We start from the raw sequence: 17,227 nt of genomic DNA on the forward strand, positions 1-17,227 counted from the left end.
ACAAAGCTAGTAAATTCTTTTAAATTTAAAGTATATTGTTGAGTGTATTTATCTAACTTGATTAAATTTGTTAATTTACATTTATCTGTTTTATTTGGTTTTAGAAAACTAAATTTAATCACTTTTTCTAAATCCAAACAAAACATTTTAACAAATTTAACTATTTGATTTACAAAAAAACTAGTAATCATTTAGAGCCCTTGTTGGCTATATAGGTGCTTATAATATCCATTTTTTATCATAAGTTCGTTGTGTGTTCCGCGCTCTACTATCTCGCCTTTATCAAGCACTATTATCTCATCGCAGTTTTTAACAGTGCTTAACCTGTGAGCTATAATGATAAATGTTTTATTCTGTTTGATTTGGGATAGATTTTTATTTATTATGCTTTCGCTTTCATAATCAAGCGCCGAAGTCGCTTCATCAAATATTAAAATTTTAGGAGTATTTAAAAGAGCTCTTGCTATAGCTACTCTTTGTCTTTGTCCTCCACTTAGGCTTGAGCCTCTTTCGCCCACAAGCGTATCGTAACCTTGCGGTAGAGCTTGTATAAACTCATGAGCTCCACTAGCCTTGCTAACACTTAAAATCTCATTCATAGATGCACTTGGTTTTGCATAACAGATATTTTCTTTAATACTTCCACTAAAAAGATAGTTCTCTTGCAAGACAACTCCTATATGACCCCTAAGTATATATGGGTTTAAATGCCTAATGTCAAGATCATCTATATAAATCGAGCCCTCACTTTGTATATAAAGCCGCTCAATTAGTTTTGTTATAGTACTTTTTCCGCTTCCGCTTCTTCCTACTATGCCTACACTTTTATTAGCCTTTATCTCAAAGTTTAAATTTTTTAATACCAAATTTGAGTTTGGCGAGTATCTAAAGCTAACATTATCAAATTTAATATCGCCTTTTATGTTATTTAACGCTATTGGCTTATCTGTGGTTTGCTCGGTTGGGTTATTAAGAATATCGCCTAGCCTATCTACACTTAGAAGCGCTTGTTGAAGTTCGTTCCATAATCCTACTAGTCTCATAACAGGAGCGCTAAACTGACCTGCAAACATCTGAAAAGCAATCAACTGTCCAACGCTAAGTCGCCCTTCTATCACAAGTCCAACTCCAAAGTAAAGGATACATAGTGTCATAAACTTTTGCAGTGCTCCTGCAAAGCCGCTTGCGATATTACTTAGATTGGATAAGTTAAAGCTTGATTTTACATACTTGCCAAGATAGTCCTCCCAGTGCTTTTTCATACTACCTTCTATGGCTAAAGATTTGATTGTTTGCATACCAGTAATACTTTCAACTAAGTATGAGTTAGATGCTGCTCCCATTTGAAATTTCTCTTCAAGCCTTTTTCTAAGAGTTGGTGTTATAAAAAAGTAAATTAAAGCTATCGAAGTTACGAATGCTAGTGCTATTAAAGTAAGTTTAATACTATAAAGTAACATCATCGCTACAAATACAATGCTAAAAAGCATATCAAGAAGTACTGTGACTGATTTGTTAGCTATAAATTCCCTTATACTATCAAGCTCTCTTACTCTAGCTACTATATTTCCAACTTTTCTGTTTTCAAAGTAAATCATAGGCAATAATACCAAGTGTGAAAAAAGCTCATCACCCAACCTTGCATCAATCTTTGTTGTAGTATGAGCAAATATATAGTTTCTGCTAAGACTAAGTAGCATTTCAAATAAAATAACAGCTAAAAAGGCGAACGCTATCACATTAAGCGTGCTAATACTATGATGAACCAGTACTTTATCAAGAACCACTTGAGTAAACAACGGAGTTACAAGCCCAAAAAGCTGGATTATAAAACTGGCTAGAAGGATTTGATAAACCATAGTTTTATAACTAAGCATTCGTTTATAAAACCAGCCAAAGCCAAATTTAATGTTTTTAGAAAGAATCGCGTTTGAAAGGATTATAATCTTAGAATTGCTTAAGATGGCTAACTCATCATAGCTGATATTTAAAGTATCACTTCCGCCCTTATAAATAATAGCTCTTTTACTCTCGTGCTCTAACTTTAAGATAGTAAAATAAACTCCATCTCTATCTTGAGCGATAAATGGTGGAGTATAGCGATAAAGGTTGGCTAAATTTAGCTTTTTAAGCTTGGCTTTAAAGCCACTTTGCTTAGCAATCCTAGTTAGCTCTTCGATACTAGGCTCAGCTTCGCTTATAGCAAATCTGTTTTTAATCTCAAATGAATCTATACTAACCTTAAAAAAAGATGCGCAAATTTCAAGACAAACTAAGGCTGAAGATGACAAATATTTACCTTTATGATGTAATTTTAAATTAAGACAAAATTATAGTTAAATAGTGGTTAAATAAAAATAAAAACGGAAGTAAAGGTAAAATTTATATAAGATTAAAATGATTTGATACTAAATTTATAACTTGTTTTGAATATAACTGCTACATAGATACTACTAAATTTAAAGTTTTTATATTAATGTTATGACCAAATTTGATTCAAGTAGTGTCATAGATGTGTGATACAGTTGGCAACTAAATTTATTGCTCTTAGAGAAATTCAATAATTTTATTTGCCATAGTTAAATTTAATAGAACAGAATTATAAAGTGATGATTGAATTTAAAACTAATTATATATTTATATCTTGATGCATTTAGCTATGTTAAAAACTAAATGCATTTTTATAAAAGTTTACTTTATTTGTTGATAAGTTTTTCTTCACTTAATACTTTTAGCAAAAGACACTAGATTTAAAATCCAGTGTCTAATTTTAATTTTGATTTTATCTTATTTTATTTTTCTTTATCTCTTTTATAGATTCACTTCTTTCTTTTTTATCTTTTCTTTACTTACTTGTTTCTTTTATATCTCTTATCTCTTAACTTCCCCATCCACTAGCATATATTTGCATAATGGCTTGATTGTTTCTTGCTTCATCGTGAGTTATGTTTGATATACCATTATCGCTCGTATAAGCATTTACTTGTTGTATTATCTTATCTATTTGTTCATTTGAGATAAATGAGTTATCATCTAGTTTGATTGTCTCTATTTGAGAATATTTGTTTGTTTGGTTTTTGATTGTTAAAGTAGTGTTGTTATCGCTTCCATATCTTATAACTAAGTCTTGCATAAATACTCCATCTAGTTTAAAGCTAATCTCTTCTTTTTTAACTCCTTGAAGTATTAAGGTATCATCTCCACCTTCTATTAAATTTATTAGCTCTTTATCTTTGATAGTTGTGTTGGTTGCTTCTTTAGTTATGATATATGTATCATTACCATTTTCTCCTTGTAGGGTTGAGTTGTTTGCTTTAGATATTAAGGTGTCATCATCATTTCCTGCATATACTATGTCATTGTTATAAGATATGATTGTATCGTTACCGGAGTTGGCATAAACTGTATCGTTTGAGTTTGTCACGATAGTATCATCTTTATCTGAACCGTTTAAATTTTCTTTTTCACCAGTAGCTAGTATAATCCCAGCCTCTTTGAGTGTTGCTGTTGGCTTTATTTGCCACCACTGTTTAATCGGAGTTTGTATGTTTGAGATATCTATAGTAGATGAATTAAATTTAAGAGAATTTACAACTTTGTTACCTGTAAAATATCCATTTATAGTAACAATTCCTTTTGGCGTAGATATGAGTAGATTATCATTATTTTTTATAAAATTAGCTTGGTCTAGTTCTACATCATTTATCTTTATTTGTGAATTGACATTTTCATCATTATCAATTACTAAGCTTCCTTCGCTAAATTCATATCCTTTAACATCAAATTTAAACTCTTTATCAACACTTGCCTTTCCATCACTTACGCTTATAACTGCACTGTCGTAACCTATAAAATTTGGATTTGATATATAGGTTAAATTTCCACTCTCATCTATACTTATCTTGCCATTTTTAACATCTGTTTTGAGTATAAATATAAGATTATCATTATCTATGTCTGTCGCATTTAAACTTAAATTTATTTGATTTGTGTTTTTAAGCTCATAACTTGTGTTATCATCACCAAATTTTGGCGTGTCATTTACTGCTTCTATACTTAAATTTATTTTAAAACTTTGACTTAAACTATGGCTGTTAGTTACTCTTATCTCGACGCTATCATCTCCATTAAAGTTTAACTCTGGTTTATACTCATAATCTCCATTTTTTTCTATGCTAAATAAACCATTTTTAGCTTGTGTTAAAATCTCAAATTTCAAACCATCATAACCATTTAGTATATCAACACTACCTTGTAAAATTTCATCCTCTTTTACAGTAGTTTGACTAAATTTAATCTCTGGTTTACGTGCTTTTATGTTAAATTTAATAGTTGCAAAATCGTCACTTCCCATACCATCACTTACTTTTACTAAAATACTGTCTTCTCCTACAAATTTATCATTTGCCTTATAGCTATACATGCCATCGCTACTTAAGACAAACTCTCCGTGCTTTGCATTTGATACTATACTGTAGTTTAATTTATCATTATCTAAATCTTTTGCTATAAGTTTTGAAGAGAAATTTAGACTATCTTTTAAGATAATTTCCATACTATCTTTATTAAATTTAACTTCTCTGTTAAGCAGAGTTGCTATATCAAATTCTCTAGCATCACTATACATTATCTTTTCTATTTTATTATCAAGTTTATCCCAGTTTTTAACAACTAGTTTATCCTTCAAACTATCAAACTCAACCCCATCTTCTTTAAATGCTATGACTAAATCATCTCCTAAAAGCTTGCTTTGGATGCTGTCTCTTGTGATGCCTTCGCCAAATACTATTTTATCTACTCCACCACTATCACTTATAGTATCGTTACCGCTGTTTAACTCAAAGATATAACTATCATCTCCTTTATATCCATTTAATATATCATTGCCTCCTTTTCCATTTAATACATTTGCATTATCTGTACCATTTAAAGTATTATTAAAACTATCGCCTATGATAAATTTATCATCTTTTATATCATTAAGTAATTTCAATATTTCATTATGATTTAGTATCACTCCATTATTAAATATAAAACTCTCTATCCTGCCATCTTGGTTAAAGAAATTTTTTATAGTTAGTTTATCTGTTAACTCGTCATAGCTTCTACCATCGATTTTTAAAGCTATAAGCAAGTTATTTTCTGATTTTGTTATGATAATATTTTTAAAATTTACCCCATCGCCAAAGACAAGGATGTCATTTCCACCGCTATCTTCTATGTTTACAACACCATCACCTTTATTAAATTTATAACTTGTAGAGGCTTTAACTATTTTTAAAAGCTCATCAAAGCTCAAAACCTTGCCATCGAAATAATACTCTTCTATTTTACCTGTTGTATAGCCGTTTTTAATCAATATACTTCCAACTATATCTACGCTGTTAAATGAGCTTGTTATATGAATTTTCATATCATCACCAAGCTTTTCCACACTTAAGTTTTCGTACTTTAAAAAAGCAAATCTAATGATATCTTTTTTTGCCCCACCTTCATCGTAAATAACATCATCACCATCTCCAAGATAGTATTCGTATATAGTGCTATTTTTACCACCTATTAAAAGATCATTTCCGCCACCGCCTCTTAATATATCTATACCATTTCCGCCTATTAATATATCATTGTCATTGCCAGAATTTATCTTATCATGAAAATTTGAGCCTATAACAACATCATTCCCACCTCTGCTATCTACAGTTATACCGGAATTTTCAGATGAGAAATCAAGAGTATCGCTACTGTTTTGTGTAAAGTTATGTTTACCTATAATTCCTGTTATTATAGAATCAGCAAGGCTAAATTTAACTCCTGTTTTTGCAAGCAAAGCTTGAATAGTCCTGTTGGTTAAATAGTTTTGATTTAACTTAAATATAGCATAGTTATAATCTCTTTTTAGCGCAGTTGATAGTAAATTTATACTAAGCGCAACTTCATTTCCGCTGGCTTCGCCATTTACTATGCGAGCTAATTTTAAATTTAGTGCTTGATACATCAGTTGGCAACTTTTTGAGTTTTCTCCAAACAATCTATTTGCTAAAATTTTGCTCATAGTATCAAATTTAATATTATCATACTCTTGCAAAACCGAAAGCAATATATATGGATTTGCTCTTTGATGTTCTGTAAGTCTTGAGCCACGAAATGCCTCTACTATGGCTATTTTTTTCTCATCTTCATCGCTTAAGTCGCTAACTGCTATGGAGTGTTTATCACTTACTTCAAACCATACATCACGAACAATACCGGTTTTTCCATCATTGGTAGTAAAAGAGCTTTGAGCCGATATTTTGTTTCCATTTTCATTTAAATTTAGAGTTGTTATATTTAAAGATAGCGATGAAATTCCAAGCTCTTTTAGAGTTTTAACTTCACTATTTTGACTCTTACCGTCTTGATTAGCATCTTGCCAAACAAGTAAAGAGTCAAATTTATTATCTTTGCTATCTACAACACCATCTTTGTTGGTATCAAACTCATTTAAAGCCTCATATCCATCTTTAGCAAAGGTAGCATTTGCTAGTTTTGAGTAGGTTCCAAACAATTCATAGGCACTGTTTATAATGCCATCTTTATTAATATCTACTCCAAGTAGAGCATCGTCTTGTTCTATCCAAGCTGTTTTATCTCTTCTGTTGCTATTATTATAGTTAAAATACACATCCGAGTTATCTAATGATGTCGAAGTTATACCGTTTGCATTTAAATCAAGTACAATAGGTGGAGCAAAGGAGTTGGTTGAGTTAAATTTATCATTTAAAACCCAATCATTAAGTATATTATCCATATCTATACTTAACTCATCAAATTCTTTATCTATAGCTTCATCTTGATAGTTTTGAACATTTTCTTGCAAATCTTTATCATCACTCATAACATCATTTAAATCCCTAACCACACCACTACCTTGTGCTAAGCTTTGTGTACTTGAACTATCATAAATAGTATCAAGATTATCCGATTTAAACCATCTGTTTTCTAAGGTAAAAAGTCCATCATTTCCACTTGCTTTTGCGCTTACACCACTAGTACTAAGTCCAGTATAGCCACTTCTTATGATAAGCTCTTTAATACCTGCTTGTGATAAAATCTTAGTTTTATCAACATAAAGTGTAGAATCAACACTTATCTCTTTAAATTCATTATCGTATAAAATCTCATTTGGAACTTCTGATTTGGCTAATAAATCACTAAATTTAAACCATATATCTTTAATGCTTTTTGATAAGTCATTGTGAGAAAAAACAGACTCATTTGATATGATGTTGCCATTTTCTATAGTGTGTGTATTTTCTTTGGCTGGAAGATGAATACTTGAAATATTAAGCTCTTTAAGAGTTTTAAGTTCAGTCGTATCTGTTAAGGCATCTGTATTTGCATCACTCCATGCTAAAAGTTTGTTAAAGTCCTTATCAAACTCATTTATAATACCATTATTATCGCTATCAAATTCTTTTAGCGCATCATATCCATCTTTAGCAAAAGATTCATCTTTTAGTTTATAATAAGTACCAAAAAGTTCACTTGCGTCATTTATAACGCCATCTTGGTTGATATCAACCGCCAAAAGAGCATCTCCGCTCTCTATCCAAGCAGTTTTTTGTCTAACTCCATCTCCATCATAGTCAAAGTAAGCAATTGAACTTTCAAGAAAATTCGAAGTAGTAGAATTTGAGTTTAGATCAAGCACAAGTGGTGGAGTATACAAAGTGTCTTTAACTATATGTTTTTTGATTTCATCTACACCCCATATAGTCCCATCGCTAAATTTAAAAGTCTTTATGACTCCATCAGGATTATATTTCCAATATCCCAAAGTAATAGTATCAGATAGTTCGTTTATAAGCTTATCGCCTTCTTTTAATCCTACTATTAAATTATTATCATTATACCCTTCTTTAACATACATTATAACTAGATCTTTAGGCGTTATTCCAGTTTTAAACTCTAGCACATTACTAGCGTACCCCCAAGTATTTTCATATATGCTATCTTTTCCATCTCCTCTTCCAAAAAGATATATATCATCACTTTCTCCGCCATAAAGAGTATCATTTCCAGCCCCACCGTCTAAAATATCTTTGCCATTATCTCCATTTAGTGTATCATCTCCATTATCTCCATATATAACGTCATTGCCACCTTTGCCATACAATATATCATTTCCATCAAGACCATGAATAATATCATCTTCTTCTGTTAAAGATAGATTATCATCATAATTTGTTGACTCAAGTAAAAAGCTTTGAGAAATTTCTGTTTTATCGCTAAGTATAAATTTCTCTATTCTATTATCGTCATAATACCATTTATGTATTGTTAAAACATCATCTAATTCGTCTATAGACTTATCTGCGTTTTTGATACCTATAAGTAAATCATCTCCTCTTTTTTCAAAAAGCAAGTCATCTTTTCTAATACCTTTTAAAAACTGTATAGTGTCTATACCAGTTGGGGGCGAGGCTTGTTGTCTTGATTTTAATTCTCTGGTTAAATATGCATCATCTATAAAATCTTTTCCATATCCTCTACCAAATATATATGTATCATTCTCATACATGCCATACAACTTATCATTGCCAGTTCCGCCATCTAGCACATCATCATTCTCGCCTCCATGCAGTTCATCATCTCCACCAAGCCCATCTATCTTGCCATCTGCATATATAATATCATCACCTTGTGTTGGCAAACTTACTATTTGTTTAATATCTTTAAATTCAATATTATCGCCATCAAAGAACTCTATACGCTCAAGTACTATTTTTTTATCATATCTATTAAAAATATTTAAGAATTCTATTTTATCATCTGAATTTTTGATAGTTATATTTAAATTGTTTTCCCATCTTTTAAATACCACATCTTTCCTAGTTATACCATTGCCAAATTTAATGATATTTTTACCATCATAGTCATCAATCTCATCACTTCCAAAGCCTTTTTCAAATACATATATATCATTACCATATCCTCCATTAAGCCTGTCGTTACCACTTCCACCATTTAAAGTATCATTTCCATCATATCCATCTAAATTATCATCGCCCATATCGCCATAGATGATGTCATCGCCGACTCCACCATTTAATGTATCGTTTTTGATATTACCATATATCGTATCATTACCGCCTAAAGTATTAATATCGTTATCTATAGGCTCATAATTATATACAATATCATCTTTATCCGTTATAGCGTTAATCAAATCTATTATATCTTTTTGATTTAGTTTTTTACCATCATTAAATTCTATAAAATCTATAGTTTTATTTTCATAAATATAGTTTGATTCAAACAAGTTTTTAACGCTAATTAAATTTAAGCCGTCTTTACTAGAAATTACTAAATTTGAGTCTTCTCTTTTTATAAGCAAATCATCTTGCTTTATATCATCTATAAATTTAATTGTATCAATTCCACCGTTTTCTACGATTATATCTTTACCCCAATTTTTACTAAAGATATAAGTATCATTTCCAGCCCCACCATAAAGTGAGTCATCACCATCTCTACCGTTTAAAGTGTCATCTCCGCCTTTAGCATCTATGATATCATTTTCATTTGTACCAATTAAAGTATCATCTTTATCTGTTATAAATATATCTATGACATTATTTAAAGATAGTGTTTTGTCTTTAAATTTAATACTTTCTATGGAGTTATTTTCTATAAAGTAGTTATTTATGGTTATTTGGTTATCTTTATCAAAGCTTATAATTAAGTTATTACCAACTTTACTAAATTTAGCTTTGCTTTCTAAGATATCATTTAAAACCAAAGCATCAACTCCGCCACTATCGCTTATACTATCTTTATCATCTCCTATAGTGTATATATAAGTGTCATTTCCACTTCCTGAGTTTAAAGTATCATTGCCTTTATTTCCTATGATGGTATTGTTTCCACCTCTAGCATGTATAGTATCATCTCCACTTCCACCATCTATAGTGTCATTTCCACTATTTGCATATATGATATCATTGCCATCTTTTGCATCTATTGTTTGAGATAGTTCTGTTGTGTATATAGTATCGGCTTTGTTAGTTGGTATTAGTGATATCATATCATTTACTGTTAAAGTAGAGTTATCACTAAATTTAATCAGCTCTATTCTGTTGTCTATGTTATAGAAGTTTTTAATTATTATTTGATTGCTTAGGTAGCCTTTTGTGTTTGATTTAACTGATATGTTTAAGTCTATGCCATTAGAGTTTATTATAAGGCTATCTTTAGTTATGCTTTTATCACTAAATACTATGGTATCTTTTATTCCGCCACTATCAACTATAACATCTACTCCATCTCCTTTAGAAAAGATATATCTATCATCCCATCCTCCACCATCTAAGTAGTCATTGTCTCTTCCACCTATTAAAGTGTCGTTTCCATATCCAGCTATTAGCTTATCACTTCCACTTCCGCCATCTAGTATATCATCTCCATCAAACCCATCAAGCATATCTCTGCCACCATTACCTTGTAATGTATTAGAGTAGTTATTCCCTATGATATGGTTGTTTTTATTATCTCCTTGAATGAAGTTATTTAAATCTAAGTTTGTTTGATAAAAGATAATCTCTTTAACTTGTTTTATACCTTTATTAGTTAGTACTGTTTGATTGGTTGTATTATTACTTCCTAAGAACTCTTTAGCACTATCATCACCATAGATATATAAAGTTATAGTATTATCAATGTTTTCTTTATAATAGATGTGGTTATAGATAGAGTCATTAATGTCAATCTTAAAGTCATGATTTCTATCATACCCACTTAATAGTGTATCAAGTGGAGTTATAGATATAGATGATAGTGGTGAGTTAGAGTCTTTTATATAAAAGAGTTCATCTTTATCTGTTAGAGCATTTTTATTTTTATCTATCCATATGGCTAAATTTGAGTTATCATCTATATCTATAACTCCATTGTTGTTTGTATCAAACTCTTTAAGCAGAGTAAAACTATCGATTGATTTAGATCCATTCATACTAGTGTAGTGATTACCTAGTATCTCTTTGCCACTGTCTATAATGCCATTTTTATTTATATCATTTACCAAGACTCCTTCATTACTATCAAACCAATCAACCATTCTCTCTTTAAATCCATCACCATTCATATCAAAGTATATCTTAGTAGCTTCATTCGTTATAGTAGTGTTTGCTTGAGTAGAGGTAGGATTTGTATTATTGTTAGCGGTAGTAGTTTTTGGATATGAGGCTAGAGTTGAAGTGTTGGATAAGCTCATTCTTGTAGTTGGTGTAGAAAGGTTGTTAAACTTTACTGTCATTGCAGAGTTTAAGTCTGGTTCGCTAGGGCATTCTACATATGGTATATTTGCTAAAGCTGGTTTAGTTGGTATAGTTGGTGTTGAAGGTATGTATATAGCTGGAGTATAACCCCATCCACCACCTCCTCCAAAGCCACCCCAACTTCCACCACCTCCTCCACCATGATAAGTTGGTGTTGATGGTAAAGAAAAGCTAAGATTAAAGTTTGGTTTAGTTGGAGTTGGGCATTTGTCTGATTCGAAGTCTATGATGGTGCCAAGACCAGGCGTGTAATTTAATAGAACTTTATCGTCTCCATTATAGTCAATATTTGCTATATATAAATTAAATTGTTCTTCTCCTTCATAAATTCCATCTTTAGCTACTTTTATAGTGTGTTCAAATTCTGTTGCACCAGCAAATATAGTCACTATTTCATCAACTGTTTCAAAATCCAAATCACCCTTTGCTGTTTGGTTCATTGTTTTTATATGCAGTTTAACATCTTCTTGAAGCGCTTGTTTTAAAGATATAGTAAATACTATTTTTCCATCTTCTTCATTAGCTATTGGGTTGGATATGGAAAAAAATTGAATTTTAGTATCTTTAAAATGCTTCATTGTATTATTAAATACATCACTCCAATAATCCATATCTACAGGGTTAATATCACTTATAGCTTTTTTTAGTTTATCTAAATTATCATTTACAAATTTATCAGTGTCAAATCCGAATTCTTTTTTTAAATACTCGTCCAATTCCTTGCCTGTTTGTTTTCCAGCAGATTCTCCCGAATATTTAATCATCCCATAAATTGCAAATGCTCCGGCTATTGCTTGAGGAGACCCCTTTCCAGCTACAAATACACCAATAGCAGAACCAACAGCAACGCTATTAATGACTGTTTCTCCTATTTTTGCACTAGCTTTTTCTAAAATATTCTCCATTATTTATCCTTTATATTAAATCTGCAATCCAGCCTGAAATTTTTCTGTAAAACTTTGTCTCTTCTGTGTCATTCTCTTTTTCATAATAAGGCCTCTCGTCTTTTATATTGAAAATAACTTTAACTAGTTTATATATAAATATTAATAAATAGAAACACATAGAAACAAACACAATTGTTAACATTGTTACAAACATTCTACTTGATATAAAATATGAGAAAATTAAAAAGATTAAAAAGATTAAAAAAATATATAAAAATATATTCAATTCTTGTTTTAAAAAATTAAGCACTCTATCTAACATAATAAACCTTTCGTGTATAAAAATTATTTACTAAATTTATTGCTTTTGCTTCATTGTTTTCGATATCGCTTAAATTATCATAATCTTTTACAAACTGTATTGATATATTTGAACGACGAGTAAAATAATGCTCAATATCTTGAGTTAAATCATAAAGTTTTTGAGTAGTATTACCAAGGTTGATACCGATATCATCTAAAATATTTTCAACAATTGAGATAGTAATATTTGATTTAAATTTCAGCTTGCTAGTTGCAACTTCAATTGCTAATATTTGCGTAATATTACCTATTAATTTTGATAGATTCTCATCAACAGTCTTGCAAAAATCCCAATTTTCAGCTGCAGAATTGAAAGCTTCTATAATAAGACTATATTTTGGCAGCCATTTGACATTATCTTCTCCATATATATTTTTAAAATTTTCTATAACGTCCAAGCTCTCAATTGGTTTGCAAAGCTCTTTTAACAGCCCATCTAAATTGTCTACTTTTGCCACAATGAATTCCTTTTTTGTTTAAGTTTTTCTTCTTTATCTTTTTTTCTTTTCTGTTTTGCCATGACTTCATCTGTATTTAAAATATAAATTAGAACAAATGAAAAAACAAACAACATAACACTTATAAACAACCATTTTTTATGTGACGACTTCTCTTTGTCATCAAATTTAACTATCATTTTCTTGTCGTCTGTTTCCATCTGATATATATAGATTTTTCCTATTGCTATCAAGTCTGGCGTGCTGTGAATCACAACATGCTTTTTTCTTATTGATGCTTCAAACATATCTATGTTGCAAACGCTAGATTTAAGCTCCACTCCCGTCACCCATCTCTAAAGTCAAATCACAGTAATTGTGTTGTTTAAATTTTATATATTCTTTATAATAAACCAACCTACCAGCTACGACATCTGCTTCAGCTAAAATATCTGGTGTCCCTATAAACCTAAAAAACACAGTAAATATCAACGCGATATCAAACATACAAAAAAGCTGTAAAATCCTATGCTAACACGAGGTGCTTCTCCAAGCCCTACAAATGTTCTTTTTAAAACATATATCAATTTGCTGCTTTCAAATGAAATATTTTTAGTGTATTTTTTTACTGTTTTTTTAGCAACAGCAAAAAACACAACAATTGGAATAAACATCAAAAAAAATTCTAACATAAAACCATCTTATAAAATTTTATGCACTTATCATACAAAAATAGCTTACACGAATGTCTATTTTCATCGCTTTTCTCTTGTTTCATATCTTGATTATCACTCATTTATATTCCTAAATTTAGTATTTATAGTATGCAATAAAAACATCATAATTTTACCCAAGCAGTTTTTAAAATATTATTAAAATATTTACTAAAATTTATATCATTAAAACTATTTATTAATACACTCTTACCATCCTTTGCTATCTTTACTGCTAGTTTGTACTCTTTATCTCCTGCTTTTATAGTTATTAGCTTATCTACTGCTTCATAGTCTATGGTTTCTGTGGCACTCCCTTTTATGCTCTTAAGTCTAAAGGTTAAATCTTTTGAACTAACTTCATCTAGTGATATGATAAATTCTATATATCCTTTAACTTCTTGTTGTGTTGGATTAGATACATTTACTACTATGTCATTGTCATTTAAGACAACTCCTAGAGTCGTATATGTTATAACTCCAGATTGAGTGTTTTCTTCGAATTTAGAATTTACAGTTAGTGTTTTTCCATCTTTACCTTCATACTTAAAACCATCTTCTTTTCTTATATAGGTATTTCCTTCTTTATCTTTATATCTGTTTGTGCTTCCTTTTTCTAGTTTAGCTCCTTTTAGTGTGATACCATTAAAATTTATCATACCTATACCATCACTATCTTCTATAATGTCTTTATCTCCTACGTAATAGGTATCAAAGCCACTAAATCCTCTAAGTTCATCAGCATAATTATCTTCTTTGCTGATAGAGCCAGATGAGTATAAAATATCATTACCAAAAACGCTACCTAGTATTTTATCTCCATCCTTACCAGCTATAATTACAACACCTTTATCTTTATTTTTTAGATAATATTCATATAAATGTCTAGCCGATGAACTAATTCTATTTATAACATCCGAACTATTTGTTCCATATATTATAACTTTTCCTTCATTATCAATAAATTTTGTAACACCAGAGTTCCAAAGTTCGTCTGATATATTTAAAATTGGCGTTAACATGTCTGCAGGGCTAATATAGCTATGCTCTTCATTATATCTTCTTTTATCGTTTTCATAATCTGCAAAAGTATAAATTTTAGAATTAGTGTGTATATTTTGCAATTCACTAGAAGATGGATATTGTATTGATACTGTTTTACCTATTTTATAGGGATCAATGTCATCTTTCAAATAAAGATTATTTCCAATATTTCCTACAAGACTTCCTGAATCAAAATCAAAGTTATCATAATAGGGAATCATGGTTAAATTTTCTATATGCTTTGTTCCATCTTTATTAACTATAAATTTAGCAAAAGAATTAACCGTAAAAGATTGAGAATTTAATATATAGAGCCTTCTAGCCCACTCTTCTTTATCACTACCTTTAAAAAACATATCTTTATAAGAGTGATTATATTCTCCTTTGTCATTACTAATTACAATATCGTTTCTTGCGTATATGCCAGGTTTCAAACTTGAATTATCAAAAAATTCTTTCACAACAGCAGTCTGGCTTGCATTTGCAAATCTACCATATGTATTCATAAATTTACTTATTTCATTGGGTAAAATTTTTACTATTACACCATATTTTTCACCATTACCTTTTCTGTCTATAAATTCTTCGCTTATTACTCTGTCGTTGTTTGGTTTTGTTTTTTCACCATATAAAAATAAGTTTGTCATAATTTTAGGGTTCATCAATTCTTCTACAGTAAGTATTATTTCTTTTGCCATTTTTTATCCTTTTTTATTTTATTTTTTATAATATTTTATATTATTATTGTAATAAAAAATTATATTATCAAATTCTTTTGTATTATAAATTTTATATTCTCTTTTTGCTTCTAGAATATCACTTTTGTTTATGCGAATATTTTTATACAAGCATTCATTAAATGCATTTATCCAAATGCGTCCTTTTTTATAGTTAAAACTATCAATATAATGTTCCATTTCAAGAGTGGATTTATCTCTACAATTAATTGTAAATTTATCATCAATGTAATCAACTATATATAAATCATCATATATTTTTTTTGTTTCTTTATCAAATTTATATGTAATACTAATTCTGCTAGGATTAAATATGTAATTAAAGCTATAGTTTATATTGGTACTACAATGAGAATTTGATATATTATTTTTGCAATAATTATAGAATTTCCTTTTTTCTTGCTCAAAAATAGTATTAAGCTTCTTAACCATCGCTTCAGCTTCGTCTTCACTTTTTCCTAAAGATAAAGCCCTATTTTTCACATTAGCCTTTAAAAAAGCAATCTCATAATCAATTAAAATTTCCTTAGCATAATCTAAGGTCTTATTCTGCATGATATAATTATATATCAACGGTATAGTATATAAAAAAATAAAGCTTATTATAATTTTAAAGATGATATCTTTCATTACAATCTCAATATTTAAATATCATTGCTAAATTTAAATATGTAGAAGAGCTTAAGCGTTTTTCTTTTGCTATTTCATTATAAGCTTTAAAGACATCTACCATCAAATTTGCTAAAAGAGCCATAGCTCCAAGTCTTTTAACCAAGTCTGTATTTTCTTCTAACATTTCTTTAACTCCAGCTGCTAGGGCTAAAGCCCCTGCAGCTGCTTTTTTAAATTCATTATTTTGTAAATTTTTTATAACGTCCAAGCTCTCAATTGGTTTGCAAAGCTCTTTTAACAGCCCATCTAAATTGTCTACTTTTGCCACAATGAATTCCTTTTTTGTTTAAGTTTTTCTTCTTTATCTTTTTTTCTTTTCTGTTTTGCCATGACTTCATCTGTATTTAAAATATAAATTAGAACAAATGAAAAAACAAACAACATAACACTTATAAACAACCATTTTTTATGTGACGACTTCTCTTTGTCATCAAATTTAACTATCATTTTCTTGTCGTCTGTTTCCATCTGATATATATAGATTTTTCCTATTGCTATCAAGTCTGGCGTGCTGTGAATCACAACATGCTTTTTTCTTATTGATGCTTCAAACATATCTATGTTGCAAACGCTAGATTTAAGCTCCACTCCCGTCACCCATCTCTAAAGTCAAATCACAGTAATTGTGTTGTTTAAATTTTATATATTCTTTATAATAAACCAACCTACCAGCTACGACATCTGCTTCAGCTAAAATATCTGGTGTCCCTATAAACCTAAAAAACACAGTAAATATCAACGCGATATCAAACATACAAAAAAGCTGTAAAATCCTATGCTAACACGAGGTGCTTCTCCAAGCCCTACAAATGTTCTTTTTAAAACATATATCAATTTGCTGCTTTCAAATGAAATATTTTTAGTGTATTTTTTTACTGTTTTTTTAGCAACAGCAAAAAACACAACAATTGGAATAAACATCAAAAAAAATTCTAACATAAAACCATCTTATAAAATTTTATGCACTTATCATACAAAAATAGCTTACACGAATGTCTATTTTCATCGCTTTTCTCTTGTTTCATATCTTGATTATCACTCATTTATATTCCTAAATTT

12 protein-coding genes are annotated in these 17,227 nt (G+C 29.7%); all 12 read right to left on the reverse strand.

The genetic code is table 11. From position 1 onward, the window contains the following. Positions 1–191: 191 nt before the first annotated feature. The gene (locus CGEO_RS05945; protein WP_075540586.1) at positions 192–2,291 is read right to left on the reverse strand and encodes a peptidase domain-containing ABC transporter; all 2,100 of its coding nucleotides are present in this window, start codon (positions 2,289–2,291) and stop codon (positions 192–194) included. A gap of 587 nt (positions 2,292–2,878) precedes the next feature. Continuing rightward, complete coding sequence (locus tag CGEO_RS05950) at positions 2,879–12,220, reverse strand: SPM autocatalytic domain-containing protein (RefSeq protein ID WP_172658103.1); 9,342 nt, start codon at positions 12,218–12,220, stop codon at positions 2,879–2,881. Positions 12,221–12,513: 293 nt separating this feature from the next. Further along, positions 12,514–13,023: a hypothetical protein gene (locus CGEO_RS05955; protein WP_075540608.1), complete on the reverse strand. Its 510-nt coding sequence runs from the start codon at positions 13,021–13,023 to the stop codon at positions 12,514–12,516. Then, positions 13,011–13,343, reverse strand: a complete 333-nt coding sequence (locus CGEO_RS05960) for a hypothetical protein (RefSeq protein ID WP_075540630.1) — start codon at positions 13,341–13,343, stop codon at positions 13,011–13,013. The genes CGEO_RS05955 and CGEO_RS05960 overlap by 13 nt, the downstream gene beginning before the upstream one ends. Further along, complete coding sequence (locus tag CGEO_RS05965; RefSeq protein WP_165590176.1) at positions 13,333–13,509, reverse strand: hypothetical protein; 177 nt, start codon at positions 13,507–13,509, stop codon at positions 13,333–13,335. The genes CGEO_RS05960 and CGEO_RS05965 overlap by 11 nt, the downstream gene beginning before the upstream one ends. After that, the gene (locus CGEO_RS05970; protein WP_075540629.1) at positions 13,491–13,694 is read right to left on the reverse strand and encodes a hypothetical protein; all 204 of its coding nucleotides are present in this window, start codon (positions 13,692–13,694) and stop codon (positions 13,491–13,493) included. The genes CGEO_RS05965 and CGEO_RS05970 overlap by 19 nt, the downstream gene beginning before the upstream one ends. 146 nt (positions 13,695–13,840) lie before the next feature. Next, positions 13,841–15,457 carry a Calx-beta domain-containing protein gene (locus tag CGEO_RS05975; protein WP_172658104.1) on the reverse strand — a complete coding sequence of 539 codons (1,617 nt, stop codon included), beginning with the start codon at positions 15,455–15,457 and terminating at the stop codon, positions 13,841–13,843. Positions 15,458–15,475: 18 nt separating this feature from the next. Then, entirely contained in the window at positions 15,476–16,126 is a 651-nt protein-coding gene (locus tag CGEO_RS05980) for a hypothetical protein (protein ID WP_075540623.1), read from the reverse strand. A gap of 7 nt (positions 16,127–16,133) precedes the next feature. After that, positions 16,134–16,436 carry a hypothetical protein gene (locus tag CGEO_RS05985; RefSeq protein ID WP_133147241.1) on the reverse strand — a complete coding sequence of 101 codons (303 nt, stop codon included), beginning with the start codon at positions 16,434–16,436 and terminating at the stop codon, positions 16,134–16,136. After that, positions 16,424–16,756 carry a hypothetical protein gene (locus CGEO_RS05990; protein ID WP_075540630.1) on the reverse strand — a complete coding sequence of 111 codons (333 nt, stop codon included), beginning with the start codon at positions 16,754–16,756 and terminating at the stop codon, positions 16,424–16,426. Before CGEO_RS05990 ends, CGEO_RS05985 begins: the two co-directional genes overlap by 13 nt. After that, positions 16,746–16,922, reverse strand: coding sequence for a hypothetical protein (locus CGEO_RS05995; protein WP_165590176.1), 177 nt, complete (start codon positions 16,920–16,922; stop codon positions 16,746–16,748). Before CGEO_RS05995 ends, CGEO_RS05990 begins: the two co-directional genes overlap by 11 nt. Then, positions 16,904–17,107 carry a hypothetical protein gene (locus CGEO_RS06000; RefSeq protein ID WP_075540629.1) on the reverse strand — a complete coding sequence of 68 codons (204 nt, stop codon included), beginning with the start codon at positions 17,105–17,107 and terminating at the stop codon, positions 16,904–16,906. The genes CGEO_RS05995 and CGEO_RS06000 overlap by 19 nt, the downstream gene beginning before the upstream one ends. Between the last annotated feature and the right edge of the window lie 120 nt (positions 17,108–17,227).

Origin of the sequence: Campylobacter geochelonis (genome assembly GCF_013201685.1) — a bacterium.
Taxonomy (GTDB): domain Bacteria; phylum Campylobacterota; class Campylobacteria; order Campylobacterales; family Campylobacteraceae; genus Campylobacter_B; species Campylobacter_B geochelonis.

Coding starts and splice junctions, on each gene's coding strand:
- CGEO_RS05980 (WP_075540623.1), bottom strand. CDS start 16,126: ATGAAAGATATCATCTTTAAAATTATAATAAGCTTTATTTTTTTATAT.
- CGEO_RS05975 (WP_172658104.1), bottom strand. CDS start 15,457: ATGGCAAAAGAAATAATACTTACTGTAGAAGAATTGATGAACCCTAAA.
- CGEO_RS05970 (WP_075540629.1), bottom strand. CDS start 13,694: ATGTTAGAATTTTTTTTGATGTTTATTCCAATTGTTGTGTTTTTTGCT.
- CGEO_RS05950 (WP_172658103.1), bottom strand. CDS start 12,220: ATGGAGAATATTTTAGAAAAAGCTAGTGCAAAAATAGGAGAAACAGTC.
- CGEO_RS05995 (WP_165590176.1), bottom strand. CDS start 16,922: ATGTTTGATATCGCGTTGATATTTACTGTGTTTTTTAGGTTTATAGGG.
- CGEO_RS05965 (WP_165590176.1), bottom strand. CDS start 13,509: ATGTTTGATATCGCGTTGATATTTACTGTGTTTTTTAGGTTTATAGGG.
- CGEO_RS06000 (WP_075540629.1), bottom strand. CDS start 17,107: ATGTTAGAATTTTTTTTGATGTTTATTCCAATTGTTGTGTTTTTTGCT.